This window comes from Myxococcus qinghaiensis (assembly GCF_024198215.1).
Classification (GTDB): domain Bacteria; phylum Myxococcota; class Myxococcia; order Myxococcales; family Myxococcaceae; genus Myxococcus; species Myxococcus qinghaiensis.
The window spans coordinates 111,992-126,917 of record NZ_JAKCFA010000020.1 but is presented as its reverse complement, the minus strand read 5'-3'; the positions used below and the strand labels follow the sequence as shown (position 1 = coordinate 126,917).

Here is a 14,926-nt window from a genome sequence, read left to right as displayed (position 1 = left end):
GCCGTCCTGGAGGGAAGAAGGGCCCCACGGCGCCCTCCAGCCGGGGTACAGAAGCGTCCCGTGAACCTGCTGCTGCTCTTCGACGAGGACTTCCTTCCGGACGGCACCGCGCGCCTCACCGGCCGACGGGCCCAGCATGCCCGCGAAGTGCTCCGCGCCGAGCCCGGTGAATCCCTGCGAGTCGGCCGCCTGGGCGGGCTCATCGGCGCCGGCGAGGTGCTGGAGAACACCCCCGGCGTCCTCCACCTGCGCGTCACCCTCTCGGAAGCCCCTCCGCCGCGCGCCGGCATCGACCTGCTGCTCGCCATCCCCCGGCCCAAGGCCCTCAAGAAGGTCCTCCCCGCCGTGGCCTCGCTGGGCGTGGACCGCATCGTCCTGGTCAACGCGGCCCGGGTGGAGAAGAGCTACTTCGACTCCAAGGTTCTCGACGGCGCCTTCGTGCGCGACTTGCTCCTCCAGGGCCTGGAGCAGGCCCGCGACACCCACCTGCCGGAGGTCCTGGTCCGGGAGCGCTTCCGCCCCTTCGTCGAGGACGAGCTCGACGCCGTCTTCCCCCCGGACGCCGTCCGCCTGCTCCCCCACCCGCCCGCGACCCAGCCACTGCGCGCCGTGTCAGCGGCCCCCGGTCAGCGCTCCGTCCTGGCCATCGGCCCCGACGGGGGCTGGGTATCGTTCGAGGCCCAATTGTTGGAAGCCCACGGCTTTCGCCCCTTCTCCCTGGGCCCCCGAATCCTGCGGGTGGAGACGGCGGTCCCCGTGCTCGTCGGGCAAGTGGCCCTTCTCGCGGAAGACACTGCTCCACGTCAGGATGCATCTCGGGCTTGAGGAGCGAGGGGCGCTGTTGAAGAGTCCCCGCCCATGGCCACGTCCATCCCTTCGTCCCCGGTCGCTTCCGACAGCTCGCAGCCCGCGGTCGGTGAGCAGCAGCCCCTCGTCACGTCCGAGCCGCAGGCGCCAGCCGCCAAGCCCGCAAGCCACGACTCGGTGCCGCCGCCGGCGCTGCTGGACTTCATGCTGAAGCAGTGGAAGCCGGCCTCGGGGAAGCTGCCTTCGAAAATCAAGTACGCGGAGTCCTTCAAGGCCCGTCGCAAGGCGCTGTCGCAGGCGTTCCCCGGCGAGACGATTGTCATCCCCACCGGCCACGAGAAGGTGCGCGCCAACGACACGTACTTCCGCTTCCGCCCGGGCACGGACTTCTACTACCTCACCGGCAACCTGGAGCCGGACTGCGTGCTGGTGCTGGAGCCGAAGGAAGGCGGCGGCCACACGGACCTGCTCTTCGTGGAGCCCAACCCGGGCCGCGCCGACGCGACGTTCTTCACGGACCGCGTGAAGGGCGAGCTGTGGGTGGGCCCGCGCCTGGGCGTGCCGGAGAGCCGCGCGCGCCATGACGTGGACGAGGCGCGCGGCCTGGACACGCTGGCGGACTACCTGAAGGGCCTCAAGGGCGCGGCGACGAAGCCCACGCGCGTGCTGCGTGGGCACTCGGCCAAGGTGGACGACGCGGTGACGGCGGGCGGCGAGCGCGACAAGGCGCTGGCCACCTTCCTGTCCGAGATGCGGCTCATCAAGGACGCCCAGGAGCTGCGCGAGCTCCAGATTTCCATCGACGCCACGCAGCGCGGCTTCGAGGACGTCATCCGCAGCCTGAAGGTGGCGAAGACGGAGCGCTACGTGGAGGGCATCTTCAACCTGCGCGCGCGCGTGGAAGGCAACGACACGGGCTACAACAGCATCGTCGCCAGCGGCTCGCATGCGTGCGTGCTGCACTGGACGCGCAATGACGGCCCGCTGGTGCCCGGGGACCTGCTGCTGCTGGACGCGGGAGTGGAGGGCCACACGCTCTACACGGCGGACATCACCCGCACGCTGCCCATCTCCGGGCGCTTCACACCGGAGCAGAAGGCCATCTACGAACTGGTGTACGCCTCGCAGGAGGCGGCCTTCGCGGCGGTGAAGCCGGGCAACGACTTCATGGAGCCCAACCGCGCCGCCATGCGCGTGCTGGCGGACGGCTTGGAGAAGCTGGGCATCCTGGAGAGCGCGACCGAGGCGCTCAAGGACGAGCACCAGTTCTACAAGCGCTACTCGTTGCACAACGTCAGCCACATGCTCGGCCTGGACGTGCACGACTGCGCGCAGGCGCGGCAGGAGGCGTACAAGTACGGCAAGCTCCAGGCGGGCATGGTGCTCACGGTGGAGCCGGGCCTGTACTTCCAGAAGGACGACCTCACGGTGCCCGCGCGCTACCGGGGCATCGGCGTGCGCATCGAGGACGACATCGTCGTCACCGCCCGGGGCTGCAAGGTGCTCTCCGCCAACATCCCGCGCACGGTGAAGGATATCGAAGCGTGGATGGGCGGCCTGTGGAACGCGGACAAGGCCCCCGCCGCGAAGGCGAAGAAGGCCGCCTCGAAGAAGCCCCAGGCCCGCACCGCGACGAAGGCCCCCGCGAAGAAGGCGAAGGCCGGCAAGCGCAAGTAGCTCGAAGGCGCGTGAGTCGGGCCACCGAGGTCCGACTCACGTTCCGCGTCAGGACACCGACGCGAAGTGGATGTCGCGGGACGCGCAGTCCGCGGCCGCGAAGGCGAGCAGTCGCTCTCCCTCCGCCGTGAGCGCGGCGCGGTCCTCGCGAGCCAGTCGCTCGAACGGTTCGATGCGCAGCGTGACGCGCTCCTTCGCGCGCTCCAGCTTCCACATCCCTCGCACGAAGCCATCCACCAGCACCGTCGGGCGGATGATGCCGTTGACGGTGAAGACGCGCTTGCGATGGGGCTCGGAGATGATGCGCGTGCGGTCCGCGTGCGACAACAGCACGTTGTCGAACTCAGCCACGAAGCGCACCGGGGCGGGCGTATCCCCCGACGGACGGGGCGCGTCCGGCACGTCGAACAGCTCGACACCGTGCTCGTCGCGGAACGTGCGCAGTCGAGGACGAAGCTGCTCGACGGTGTCCGAGAGTCGAACCAGCCCGGACCACATCTGCATGTCCTTCACGCTCGCGGGCCCGAAGGCACCCAGGTAGCGCCGCACCACGTCCTCCAGGGGCAGCGCGGGGCCTGGCGGCTCACCGAGCCACGACTTCGACGTGGCGAACTCCACCTCGCCTCCCACGCCCCACGTCGCGAAGGGAGGCACGGTGACGAGCGCCTCCGCGACCCGCACCACCATGCTGAGCGATTGCGCATCCCGCTCCGGCCAGCGCTCCTGGAGTCGCCGGCCCAGTTCCACCCCGCTCAAGGGCCCGCTGGCGAGCAGCCTGCGTCCCTCGGCAATCACCAGGTCCACGTCCAACCCCACCAGTTCGCGCGGATAGGCGCTGTGCTTCAGCATCCGGTCCAGCACGGGCTGCAGGGTGGGCCGCAGGCGCTGGAAGTCGCGCGCCGTGACGAGGTGCTGCGTGGACCGCAACATCGTCGCCCGCACCACGTCGCGCGCGTGGTAGCGGCCGGTCAGGTCGTCGAGCTGAAAGTCCTTCATCCGCGTCCAGAGCCCCAGGTACGGCGCGTTACCCGCCTGCGCCTGGAGCCCCACCAGGTGCTCAATCACCTCCGTGACGGAGCGGCTGGTGCGGCGCAGGAGGAACTGTCGCTGGAGCAGGGCCCGGTTCAGCTCCCGAGGAGTCAGCACCGGGGCCAGCCCCGCCTTCCCGCTCCGCCTCGCGGTGACGGCGGCGGCTGGACTCTTGCGTCGTGACGGCACGGAGACCTCCTTCACGGTGACAGGAGCGGACACCACGCGGGGGCGACGTCCCGGGTTCTTCGCACCGCCCGCCCTGGAGCGCTTCTCCTCGGCGAGGGTGTAGGGGAAAGGCAGGAACATCAAGGGGATGGGAATCATGGGGCCTGGGGTCCGGGACAGGGCAGGCGAAGCTGGACGGCTTCGTGGGATGCACCATGACGGGCAGGCGTGACAGCTATCTGTCAGGTATCAGGACAGGCCCCCGGAGGCCTGGAAGGCCCGGCCGGGAGAAGCGACTCAGGCGGCGACGGTGTCGGCCAGGAGCGGCACGCGCTCCAGCACCAGCTCGTCGTCGCGCAGCGAGAAGCGCAGCAGCATCGAGCCATCCTCGTTCTCCATCAGGAACGAGTGGATGGGACCGAAGACGAATCGCAGCTCCTCGGCGTTGCACGTGGGCAGGTATGTCCGCAGGACGCGAGGGTCGTAGTAGCGGAAGTAGAGGCGCTTGCCGTCCTCCGCCTGGACCTTGAGGAAGCGACGCAGGTGGCGGCGCAGCACCTCGGGAGCCACGGGCGCTTCGACATACAGCCCCCATGAGCGTCCCCAGCCCGAACCCAGCAGCTCCCTCAGCAGGGGCGCCTCAGGCCGCAGACGGACGAGGTAGGGCGCCACCTCCGCCAGCTCGGGGGCGATGCGCCCCTCATAGAGACACGAGGCAGCGGGCTCCAAGCGAATCAGCGAGTACACGCGCGGCTCACGGGCCGCGTCGAGCAGGGCGTAGCGCTCCAGCGGAGGCATGCCCTCTTCTCGTGCGGACCAGAGCAGGGCGGACAGGTGTCTGGCGCGCGGTGACATCTTTGTTCCCCCGCTCAAGCGGCGCGCTTCTGGGAGTCTTGCAGGGCCTTCCTCGCGCACTCCTCGCAGAAGGGAGTGCCGTCGGCTGCGGCCTGTCGCAGGGCGCGCACCTGCGCCTCGATGTCCTGCTCGGGCGCGGGAGGCGGAGGCACGGGACGCTCCACCGGGGGAGCCTCACGCTCGATGAGCACCGGCTCGATGAACGAGGGCGGCACCTGACGAACCCGGGGCACCTCGCGCACCTTCAGCTCGCCGTCGAGCAGGGCCCGCTCCACGCGCTGCTTGAGCCGCTGCTCGAAGTGGGTGCGCTCCAGCGTGGACAGGCCCATGGGGACCATGCCGCCCAGCGCCTCGTAGAGCGAGTACATCGTCGAGCGCGAGCCGGAGAGCCACCGGTCCAGGTGCCAGATGGCCAGCCCGCCCACCACCGACACGAAGTCCTCGCCGTCCTCGAGCGTCATGTCGACGGTCCGCGCCATCTCGTAATCGAGTTGCGTTCCCGGCAACAGCCAGGAGCGCGCCTGCGAGGACTTTCGACGAGGGAGCATGGGCTCAGTATCTCACAGGGCCAGGGTGAAGTGACTGACGCGCACGGTGACTAGGGCGTGGGCGCGGCCTCCATCATGGGGGCTTCCTCCATGGGAGCCTGGGGAGCCGGCGCGGGCGGCGTCGTCTCGCCGGGGACCTTCCCAGCCGGCTTGCGGGCCTTCTCCTTCTCCCACTCCTCGGCGGAGAGGGGGATGATCTCCTTCAGGGTGGAGTACTCCACCTTGAGGTCGCGAGGCTCTGCGCGCGTGTCCGCGCCGGCGGTGAAGGACAGGCGGTTGATTTCGTGTCCTCCCTCCGTCTCCAGCACCACGCGCCAGTTGCCCGGCTTCAGGTTGGACGTCGTGGCGTAGTAGCGGTAGCCGCCGTCCGTCCCGTTGCTGGTGACGTTGGCGATGAAGCCGTTGCCACTGGTCGTCCAGCCCTTCTCCGGGTGGTCGTAGTACCAGCGCACGCGGACCTTGTAGGGCGCGAAGTTCTTCGGCGCGAAGATGCGGAAGAAGTAGTACGGCTTGTCGCCGGGCCGCATCACGAAGTCCGGACCGAACCACGTCCACGGCTTGTACCAGATGGAGTCGTCCACCGAGGTGAGCTGGTACAGGCCCGGGCTGACGCGCTTCACCTCGTGGAAGATGCCCGAGTACTGCACGGCCAGCGGAATGGGCGGGATGACACCCACCAGGTAGAAGACCAGCAGCGCCGCCTGCACGCCGAAGCCCGGCAGGGCCACCTTGCGCACCACGTACTCGACATCCGGGCGCAGCCGCTCCATCAACCGCATCAGCCCGAAGACGCTCGCACAGCCCAGGGACACGGCGAGCAGGAACACCCAGAAGCCCATCCGGCCGATGAGCACGGGCAGGAGGAAGGCGAAGTACATCGTCACGCAGAGGCTGAGCAGCCCCACGCGGACAATGGGGCCCAGCTGCCGGAAGCGCGGCAGCTCGTTGGCCACCAGCAGGCCGAAGAGGCCCACGATGAAGAGGTACGGCATGAAGCCCGACGTGCTCTTGAACAAGAGCAGCATGAACACGCTGAGCAGGCTTCCGAAGAAGAAGTGGATGGCGTCCTCGCGCCAGCGCCACACCTTCGTCAGCAGCACGGGAGGCGGCGTGCCCTCCGGGTAGCGCTGCTCCAAGAGGAGCAGGGACGCGAGGATGAGCAGGTACGCGAAGCTCTGCACCATCGTCAGCGTGTCGTCGATGCGGCTGAGCGAGATGATGTCGTAGAGGAAGCCGCCGAAGAAGAAGGCGGCCATCTCCCACTTCTCGTGCCGGGTGCGGAACGCCTGCACCTTCTCCATCAGCGTCGGCGTCTTCGCCGTGGCCACCAGGTCATCGGGGTCCACCGTCGCGGGCGCGGGTCCCGGCGGGGCCTCGGTCAACACGACGGCGGCGTTGGTGGGGGCGATGTCGGAGGCCGCCGGCGGTGCACCCGACGGGTCGGCGGTCTCTTCGGTCTTCTGGGAGGTGTTGGGCGGAGTGGCGGTGACCACGGTGTTCCTCGCGGTAGCGGCCGCCCATCCTAGCCTCGGGCGGGGAGCAAATCTCCCCTCCCCCCCGAGCCCACTCCCCGGGTCAGGCCGGGGGCTTGCCAGCGACCAGGTCGGTCAGCTCGCCGCGCTCTGCAATCTCGGCCAGGATGTCCACGCCGCCGACGAACTGCCCGCGGATGAAGATCTGCGGAATGGTGGGCCAGTTCGTGTAGTCCTTGATGCCCTGGCGGACTTCCGGGTCCGCCAGCACGTCCACCGTGAAGACCTGGCCGTGGGGCTGGAGAATCTGCAGCGCCCGCGCGGAGAAGCCGCACTGGGGGAACAGGGCGTTGCCCTTCATGAAGAGGACGATGGGGTGCGCCTGGGTGAGCTGGTCGAACTTCGCCTTGAGCTCGGGGGTCATGGACGTCTCCTTAGCGGTTCCCGAGCTTCTTCCACTGCTCGGGCGAGTAGGTTTTAAGGGCCAGGGCATGCAGTTCGCCCGACTTCAGCCATTGCTGGAGCGGCGCATACACGAGCTGGTGTTGCTGCACCATCGCCTTGCCGGCGAAGTCGGGACTGACGACACGGGCCTCGAAGTGGTCCCCCGTCCCCGTGGTGTCCTGGACTTCCACCTCGGAGCCCGGCAGGGCCTCCAGGATGCGGCTGCGGACGAAGTCTGCGTCGAGCATCAGTTCATTCCCCTTCCCATCACCAGCATGGCTGGGTCCACGCCCATGCCACGCAATGTCGTCTCCCACAACTTGCCCGGCTCCAGTTCCAGCACGGCGTCCGCGCTGGCCTCGGTGAAGAGCCACGAGCCGGCGGCGATTTCGCTCTCCAGCTGCCGGGGGCCCCAGCCCGCATAGCCCAGGCAGAAGCGCAGGCGGGGCGCGGCGCGCTCCAGCAGCGGGCCCAGCGCGTCCAGCGTCACACTGAGAAACAGCCCGGGCAACACCGAGTGCTTCTCCAGCACGCCGCCGTCGTCGTGCAGCACGAAGCCGCGCTGCGGTTCGACGGGGCCGCCGATGAAGACGGACTGGCTGGTGCGCTCGGTGTGGATGTCCAGGTTCTGCCCGCGCGCCAGCTCGCCCAGCGACAGCGGTGCACCCCGGTTGACGACGAGCCCCATGGAGCCGGACTCCCCATGCTCAATCATCAGGATGACCGAGCGATAGAAGTTGGGGTCCCCGAGCTGAGGCATGGCCAGCAGGAAGCCGGGAGCGAGGTTCTTCACGAGACGAGCATCAACCGTTCGAGCGAGCGGCGCAACCGGAACCGCCCCTCTCGGGGCTCGCTCCGAGTGCGCCGCCGCCTGGCCTCAGTGCCAGCTGGTGTGCTTGGACTGAAGCGCCTCGGACAGTCGCTCCGGGTTGAGCGGCTTGCCGATGAAGAGGTCCGCGCCCAGGCCCTTGCACTTGCGCGCCATGGCCGCGTCGCTCATCGCGCTCACGCCGATGAGGACCGCCTGGGGGAAGCGCTCGCGCAGTCGGGACATGAGGGTGGCGCCGCTGCGCCCGGGGAGGAACACGTCGACGATGGCGGCGTCCATGCGCTTGTTGCGCACGGCGAACTCCGCCTCCTCGGCGCTGCCCACGGGCAGGGGCTCGTAACCCCAGCCCGCCAGCATCTCGACGAGGATTTCGCGGTGGGAGGGATCATCCTCCACGACGAGCACCGAGCTGCGCACGGTCTCCACCTTCAAGTCGTCACTCCGGTCCGTGCGTTCCTTCGCGTCGTGGCCGAGCACGGGGATGGTCTCTTCAGTGGTGGGCAGGGACATGAGGGCACCGGTTGGGCAAAAGGTTTCCGTGTGATGGGAACCCACATTTCCTCGGTGGGAATTCCTCACACCCACGGGTGCCCAGGTGGTTCCTCAGGTGGCCTTGCGAGGGCTCGCTGAGAGTGCCTGTGAAGCGAGCGACGCGCCGAGCACCAGGAGGACGAGCAGCGCCCACGCGGGCAGCACGACGCGAGCGCCGCCCTCGTAGATGAGGGCCGCGTAGCTGGTGCCCAGATAGCGCCCCAGGGACATGGGCTCCATGCGGGCGATGCCGAAGAAGCTCACGGTGGACTCGGTGAGGATGGCGGTGGGCAGGCGGCTGAGGAACACGGCGAGCGCGAAGGGCCGCAGCGCGGGCCACAGGTGGACGCGCAGCACGTGGGTTCCACCACCGCCGAGCGCGCGCGCCGCGGCGACGAACTCCTGTCCCTCCAGCGTGGCGAGCCGGTTGCGGAACATGCGAGCGGGGCCCGCCCAGCCGACGAGCGCGAGGGAGGCCACCATCAATCCGAAGGGGCCCAGGCCTCCGCTGTGTCCCGCGTCCGCGAGGGACTGGCCCGCGAGCTGGAGCACCATCACCACGAGCACGTCGGGCAGGGCGAAGACAGCGTCCACGCCGCGCAGCAGGGCCTGCTCCCAGGCGCCGCCGACGAGTCGTGCCACGGCCGCGACGATGAGGCCGATGAGCGTGGAGAGTCCGCCCGCGCACAGGCCCACGGCGAGAGACACCCAGAGTCCACCGAAGGCCAGCTCGCACACGGTGCGGTCCGGCCGCATCGGGTCCTCGCCCAGCGGACAGGTGCTGGCGAGCACGTCAGGGAACAGGCGTCCGGCGACGAGGCTCAGCACGCCAAGCCCCACGAGGAGGAGCAGCCCGAAGCGGGCACGAGCAGGGACGCGGCTCATGTGAGCACCCTGTATCGGGCCGGCGCGGCATCAGACCTCTGGCGCACAAGGCTCCGCCCGGGGCGAGCGCGACACGTGCGAGAGCGCGGCTCGTCACCCGAACCCTGGCTCTCGAAGCCATGCACGGAGCGAGCGCAACACGTGAGTGGCATCAGCGCGTCACACGGCAGAGGCCTCACGAAGGCGCGCGCGGGGCGAGCGCAACACGTGAGTGGCATCAGCGCCTCACACGACAGAGGCCTCACGAAGGCGCGCGCGGGGCGAGCGCTACACGCGCGCTGAGGCAGCGAGTCACCCGACTCCGTTCCTGAGCAGGCGATTGCAGAAACAGGCCTCACGCGCGAGCCTCCCGCGAGCGAGGATCCACCGCGTACCGGGTCAGCTCGACGGCGAGGCTGACGACGACGAGCAGCGAAGCGAAGGTGGTGGTGGCCACCACGACGACTGCCACCTGCTTGTTGAGAACGGCCAGCACGTAGAGCTGTCCGAAGTACGGAAGGCCCAGGACGCGCTCGGCGGCGAACGAACCAGCGAGCAAGGCCGTCGCCACGGGCCCTATCGCGTCCAGCAACGCGGGCAGGACATTGGGCAACACATGACGGCGCAGCACCGTGCCTGGAGCGAGTCCCTTGCCCAAGGCGGTGCGTACGTAGTCGCGCGACAGCTCCGTCTCCAGCGAGTCCCCCACCAGCGTGCCCAGGAAGATGCCGGGCCAGATGGACGTGACGAGTGCGGCGCAAAGCTCCGGCAGCATGTTGCCGCGCTCCACGACAGCGGGCGCCAGGAGGAGCGCGGGGATGAAGACAGGGGTGCCGAATGCCAGCGCGGGCACGACGTCGCCGAGCGCGGCCCATCGGCCCCGACGCCAGCGAGTGCGCACCATCGCGAAGCCAAGCGCCCACGTCAGCGCGAGCGGGAGCGCAAGCAGCCCCACGCCGACACTGCCGGACAGCTTGCGCGCCAGTTCGTCGCCGGTGACACCTTGCGCGCTCGTGCCGAGACGCTCGCCGCGCCAGAGCTTCTGCCAAGGCCGAAGGAAGCCCAGCGGCTCGCCGATGCCCAGGTCCCGTCGATACGAAGCCGCCAGCTCCGGTGACACCTGCCGCTTCGCTTCGCTCTCGGTGGTGAGCGGCAACATCGCCATGAGGAAGTACGAAGCCACCGCCACGAGCGGCACCAGCACGAGCTGTCGCGCCAGCTTCTGGAGCACCGACCTCATGGCACCACCTCGGCGCGGTGCGGCTCCGCCGGGAGCAGCCACGTCGCGGACAGCGCCACATGCACTGTCATGGCACCACCTCGGCCTGCTTCGGTTCCGGAGTGGACTGCCGCAGCGTGCGCAGCGCCAGGAAGTTGAACGGGTCCACATCCAGGCCCCGCAGCGTGGCCCGCGCACGGTAGTAGCGGTCCGGGTGATAGATGGGCGCAATCACCGCCTGCTCCCCCACCAGCACCTCCTGCGCCTGGGTGTACAGCGCATGAGCGCGAGCCTCATCCGCTTCACCATCCGCCGCTTCCAGGAGTCGCTCGAAGCGGCTCATCGGCTCCCCACCCGCCTGCGTCTCCCAGCCCGTCTGATGGTTGCCCTCGCGCTCGAAGAGCGTGAAGAACGTGTTCGGGTGCGCGTAGTCCCCGCCCAACCGACGCAGATACAGGTCATACGCGCGAGGCCCCTGCGCCGTACGCCGCGCCACCTCCGCCGTGAAGTCCGACCGCGCCTCCAACACCACCTGCACACCTACGCGAGCCAGCTGCGCCGCCACACGCTCCGCGATGGCGACCTCCGGCACGAAGTTGTCGCCCGAGCGATACACAAGCCGCAACGGCCGCTCCAACCCAGGCACCCCGGCCAGCTCCTGCTTCGCACGCTCAGGCTCGTAGTGCGGAAGACGCGCCGCCTCCTCCGTCGAGGCCGCCCCCGGAAGCTCCGGAGGCAACAACACATGCGACGGACGCGCCGCCGGCAGCAACCCCGCCACGAGCGCCTCGCGGTCCAATGCCCGTGACAGCGCGCGACGAACCTCGGGCCTGTCCAGCGGAGCGCGCTCCGTGTTGAACGCCAGGTAGTACGTCGACAGCAACGGCTCGCGCTGCAGGTCTCCAGGTCGCTTCACGCGCAGGGCCGCCGCGCTGTCCACGAACACGAAGTCCACGCGGCCCCGCTCATACAGCGCCGGGCCAATCTCCGACTTCATCAACGTGATGACGGGCACGGGCGCCTCACCGGGCACCATCGGCGGCGGAAACGCGGAGCGCGGGTTGTACACCAGCCGCACCCGCTCGCCCGCGCGGTCCCAGCTCTCCACGCGGTACGGCCCCAGCGCCAGCGGACGCCCATCCCGAGGCCGGTCGAAGTAGTCGCGGACCTCCTCGTCCGCCCTGCCCTCCAGGTCCGCGGCCGGCGCTGGATAGAAGATGTAGACGTTGGCCACGCGAGCCAGGAAGTAGCTGCGCGGATGCACCAGCGTCACCCGCAGGGTGTGCGCGTCCACGGCCTCCACGCCCACGCGCTCCATCGCCGCGCGGATCTCCGCCTCCGGCGCCATGCGCTCCTGGAGCGCCAGCACCTCCGACGCGCCATCCAGGTCCGCCATCTCCCCGCGCTCCCGCCCTCGAAGCGCACGCCTCCACCCCACGACGAAGTCGCGCGCGGTGAGCCGCGAGCCATCGGACCAGTGCACGTCCCGCCGCAGGTGGAAGACGTAGACCTCGCGGCCCTTCTCGTCGCGAGCCCGCTCCCAGCGCTCCGCCAACCCGGGCTGGACCGAGTGGTCCGCGCCCAGCACCGTCAGCCCCCGCTGCGTGGCCAGCATCACCGGATAATTGGCCCAGCTCTCGGGGTCCGAGTGACTCCAGTCGAGCGTGGTGGGCATGGCGGGCACCACCACCTTGACGCCCGCGTCGGGCTGGAAGCCGCACGGCCCGCAGGCCCCGGTCACCCAGGCCAGCAGAAGACACCACCAGGCGAGTCGCGCGCGAGGAGCCACCGGAGCACGTTGTACCCCGAAGCGCCGCTCCCCCGAAAAGGAGAAGCCAGGAGACCGGCGACTCCTGGTCGGCCGGCATCCTGGCTTCGGTACCTCACGGAGGCAGTGCCTCCGTTGTCACCCCGGCGCTAGGCCGGAGCGGGGGCCGGCGTGGACGGAAGGTCCGGCGGCGCGGCCTTCAGGCTGTCGGAGAACGGCTTGCGGCCGAACTCCTCCGGCTTCTCCAACACCAGCGCCTCGCGCAGCACGTCGTCCACGAACTCCACCGGGACGATGCGCAGCTGCTTGCGAATCTTCAGCGGGATGTCCTTCAGGTCCTTCTTGTTCGCCTTCGGAATCAGGACCGTCTTGATGCCCGCGCGGTGCGCGGCCAGCGTCTTCTCCTTCAGGCCACCGATGGGGAGCACCCGTCCGCGCAGGGTGATTTCACCCGTCATCGCGACGTCGCGACGGATGAGGACCCGCGTGAGCGCGCTCACCAGCGCCGTGCAGATGGTGACACCCGCCGAGGGACCGTCCTTCGGAATGGCGCCCTCCGGCAGGTGGACGTGGATGTCGTAGTTCTCGAACACCTTGCGGTCGATGCCGAAGCGCTCGGCGCGGCTGCGCACGTACGACATGGCCGCCTGGGCGGACTCCTGCATCACCTCACCCAGCTTGCCGGTGATGATGAGCTTGCCCTTGCCCGGCATCACGGTGGCCTCGGTGGTGAGAATCTCACCGCCCAGCTCCGTCCACGCCAGGCCGGTGACGATGCCCACCTGGTCTTCCCGCTCCGCCACGCCGTAGCGGTAGCGCGGGGTGCCCAGGAACTTCATCGCCGTCTTGCGGTCCACCTCGATGTCCCGCTTGCCGTTCTTCAGCACGTCGCGGGCAATCTTCCGGTACACGCCGCCAATCTCACGCTCGAGCGAGCGCACACCGGACTCACGCGTGTAGCGGTGGATGATGGTCCTCAGCGCCTCGCGGCTGAAGTCCACCTTGATGTCCGCCAGCCCGTTGGCCTCCTGCTCCTTCGGGATGAGGTAGCGCCGGGCGATGGAGAGCTTCTCCGGCTCGGTGTACCCCGCGATGCGAATCACCTCCATGCGGTCCTGCAGGGGACCGGGGATGTTGTGCATCGTGTTCGCGGTGCAGATGAACATCACCTTCGACAAGTCGTAGTCGAGGTCCAGGTAGTGGTCGTTGAAGTTGTGGTTCTGCTCGGGGTCCAGCACCTCCAGCAACGCCGCGCTCGGGTCGCCTCGGAAGTCCGTGGACATCTTGTCGATTTCGTCGAGCAGGAAGACGGGGTTGTTGCTGCCCGCCTTCTTCAGCGACTGGATGAGCTTGCCCGGCATCGCGCCGATGTACGTGCGCCGGTGGCCGCGAATCTCGGCCTCGTCACGCACGCCGCCCAGCGACAGGCGCACGAACTTGCGGCCCGTGGCCCGAGCAATGGAGCGCGCCAGCGACGTCTTGCCCACGCCCGGAGGACCCACGAAGCACAGCACGGGGCCCTTGAGCTTCTTCACCAGCTGCTGCACGGCCAGGTACTCGAGGATGCGCTCCTTCGGCTTCTTCAAGCCGTAGTGGTCCTCGTTGAGCACCGTCTCCGCTTCCGTCACGTCGAGCCGGTCCTGCGTCTCGTCGTACCAGGGGAGGCTGATGATCCAGTCGATGTAGTTGCGGACGACCGTGGCCTCGGCGCTCATCGGGCTCATCATCCGGAGCTTCTTCAGCTCCTTCTTGACCTTGAGCGTGGCCTCCTTGCTCATCCGCTTGTTCTTCAGCTTCTCTTCAATCTCCTGAATCTCGTTCTTGAACTCGTCGCGCTCACCCAGCTCCTTCTGAATGGCCTGCATCTGCTCATTCAGGTAGTACTCCTTCTGGGTCTTCTCCATCTGCTTCTTGACGCGGGTGCGGATCTTCTTCTCCACCTGGAGAATCTCGATCTCCCCCTGCATCAGCTCGTACAGCTTCTCCAGCCGCTTGGCCGGGGACTCCGTCTCGAGCAGCGCCTGCTTGTCGTTCAGCTTCAACGACAGGTGGGCGACGATGGTGTCAGCGAGCCGCGCCGGGTCGTCGATGCTGGCGACCTGCATCAACATCTCGGGCGGGATGCGCTTGTTGAGTTTGACGAAGGCCTCGAACACGGAGTGGACGCTGCGAACCAGCGCCTCCAGCTCCACGCTCTTCTCCGTCTGCTCTTCAACCTCCTCCACCTCCACCATGAAGAAGGCGTCGTTGGGGTGGAACTTCTTCACCTTGGCCCGGCGCACGCCCTCCACCAGCACCTTCACCGTGCCGTCTGGCAGGGGAAGCAGCTGGATGACGTGGCCCATGGTGCCGAAGTGGAAGATGTCGTCGGGAGAGGGGTCATTCGTCTTGGCCTTCTTCTGGGCGGCCAGCAGGATGACGGCCTTGTCGTCCGGCCCCTTGTGAGCCATCGCGTCCTTCAACGCGGCGATGGACTTCTCCCGGCCGACGAACAGCGGAACCACCATGTGCGGGAACACGATGATGTCCCGAAGGGGCAAGAGCGGGACGGTGAGTCCCCGCTTCTGGGCTTCCTTCTTGTCGTCACGTCCGAAGAACATGTATCCGCCACCTGCTGGCCTACCGGGAGGGTAGGCCCCTGAAGAGTTGCCCGGTTGCTCTCCCGACGAGCGCTTACCCGGGGTGAAGCATGTCTATAACACGTCGGTTTCAGGC

14 protein-coding genes are annotated in these 14,926 nt (G+C 68.6%); 2 read left to right on the top strand and 12 right to left on the bottom strand.

All coding sequences use genetic code 11. The features are described from left to right. Positions 1 to 60: 60 nt before the first annotated feature. On the top strand, positions 61 to 825 hold the full coding sequence (locus tag LZ199_RS32515; protein WP_253997631.1) for a 16S rRNA (uracil(1498)-N(3))-methyltransferase: 765 nt from the start codon (positions 61 to 63) through the stop codon (positions 823 to 825). A 33-nt stretch (positions 826 to 858) separates the two neighbouring features. Continuing rightward, the gene (locus LZ199_RS32510; protein ID WP_253997630.1) at positions 859 to 2,484 is read left to right on the top strand and encodes an aminopeptidase P family protein; all 1,626 of its coding nucleotides are present in this window, start codon (positions 859 to 861) and stop codon (positions 2,482 to 2,484) included. Positions 2,485 to 2,532: 48 nt separating this feature from the next. Here LZ199_RS32510 and LZ199_RS32505 read toward each other — a convergent pair whose 3' ends face one another. From LZ199_RS32505 to lon, 12 genes are all read right to left on the bottom strand, one after another. After that, positions 2,533 to 3,840: a winged helix DNA-binding domain-containing protein gene (locus LZ199_RS32505; RefSeq protein ID WP_253997629.1), complete on the bottom strand. Its 1,308-nt coding sequence runs from the start codon at positions 3,838 to 3,840 to the stop codon at positions 2,533 to 2,535. 138 nt (positions 3,841 to 3,978) lie between these two features. Continuing rightward, a complete protein-coding gene (locus LZ199_RS32500; RefSeq protein ID WP_253997628.1) occupies positions 3,979 to 4,536 on the bottom strand; it encodes a DUF4123 domain-containing protein in 558 nt (185 codons plus the stop codon). 14 nt (positions 4,537 to 4,550) lie between these two features. Further along, entirely contained in the window at positions 4,551 to 5,084 is a 534-nt protein-coding gene (locus LZ199_RS32495; protein WP_253997627.1) for a hypothetical protein, read from the bottom strand. A gap of 50 nt (positions 5,085 to 5,134) precedes the next feature. Beyond that, positions 5,135 to 6,577, bottom strand: a complete 1,443-nt coding sequence (locus LZ199_RS32490; protein ID WP_253997626.1) for a DUF2914 domain-containing protein — start codon at positions 6,575 to 6,577, stop codon at positions 5,135 to 5,137. A gap of 82 nt (positions 6,578 to 6,659) precedes the next feature. Further along, entirely contained in the window at positions 6,660 to 6,980 is a 321-nt protein-coding gene (grxD, locus tag LZ199_RS32485; RefSeq protein WP_253997625.1) for a Grx4 family monothiol glutaredoxin, read from the bottom strand. A gap of 10 nt (positions 6,981 to 6,990) precedes the next feature. Next, positions 6,991 to 7,248, bottom strand: coding sequence for a BolA family protein (locus LZ199_RS32480; RefSeq protein ID WP_163866827.1), 258 nt, complete (start codon positions 7,246 to 7,248; stop codon positions 6,991 to 6,993). Next, complete coding sequence (locus LZ199_RS32475) at positions 7,248 to 7,793, bottom strand: YqgE/AlgH family protein (protein WP_253997624.1); 546 nt, start codon at positions 7,791 to 7,793, stop codon at positions 7,248 to 7,250. The genes LZ199_RS32480 and LZ199_RS32475 overlap by 1 nt, the downstream gene beginning before the upstream one ends. A gap of 84 nt (positions 7,794 to 7,877) precedes the next feature. Continuing rightward, entirely contained in the window at positions 7,878 to 8,339 is a 462-nt protein-coding gene (locus LZ199_RS32470) for a response regulator (RefSeq protein WP_253997623.1), read from the bottom strand. A gap of 93 nt (positions 8,340 to 8,432) precedes the next feature. Beyond that, positions 8,433 to 9,245 carry an ABC transporter permease subunit gene (locus LZ199_RS32465; protein ID WP_253997622.1) on the bottom strand — a complete coding sequence of 271 codons (813 nt, stop codon included), beginning with the start codon at positions 9,243 to 9,245 and terminating at the stop codon, positions 8,433 to 8,435. Positions 9,246 to 9,579: 334 nt separating this feature from the next. Then, positions 9,580 to 10,464 carry an ABC transporter permease subunit gene (locus LZ199_RS32460; RefSeq protein ID WP_253997621.1) on the bottom strand — a complete coding sequence of 295 codons (885 nt, stop codon included), beginning with the start codon at positions 10,462 to 10,464 and terminating at the stop codon, positions 9,580 to 9,582. Between the two features lie 67 nt (positions 10,465 to 10,531). Beyond that, positions 10,532 to 12,118, bottom strand: a complete 1,587-nt coding sequence (locus LZ199_RS32455) for a peptide ABC transporter substrate-binding protein (protein ID WP_253997711.1) — start codon at positions 12,116 to 12,118, stop codon at positions 10,532 to 10,534. 242 nt (positions 12,119 to 12,360) lie between these two features. After that, entirely contained in the window at positions 12,361 to 14,811 is a 2,451-nt protein-coding gene (gene lon, locus LZ199_RS32450) for an endopeptidase La (protein WP_163866821.1), read from the bottom strand. Between the last annotated feature and the right edge of the window lie 115 nt (positions 14,812 to 14,926).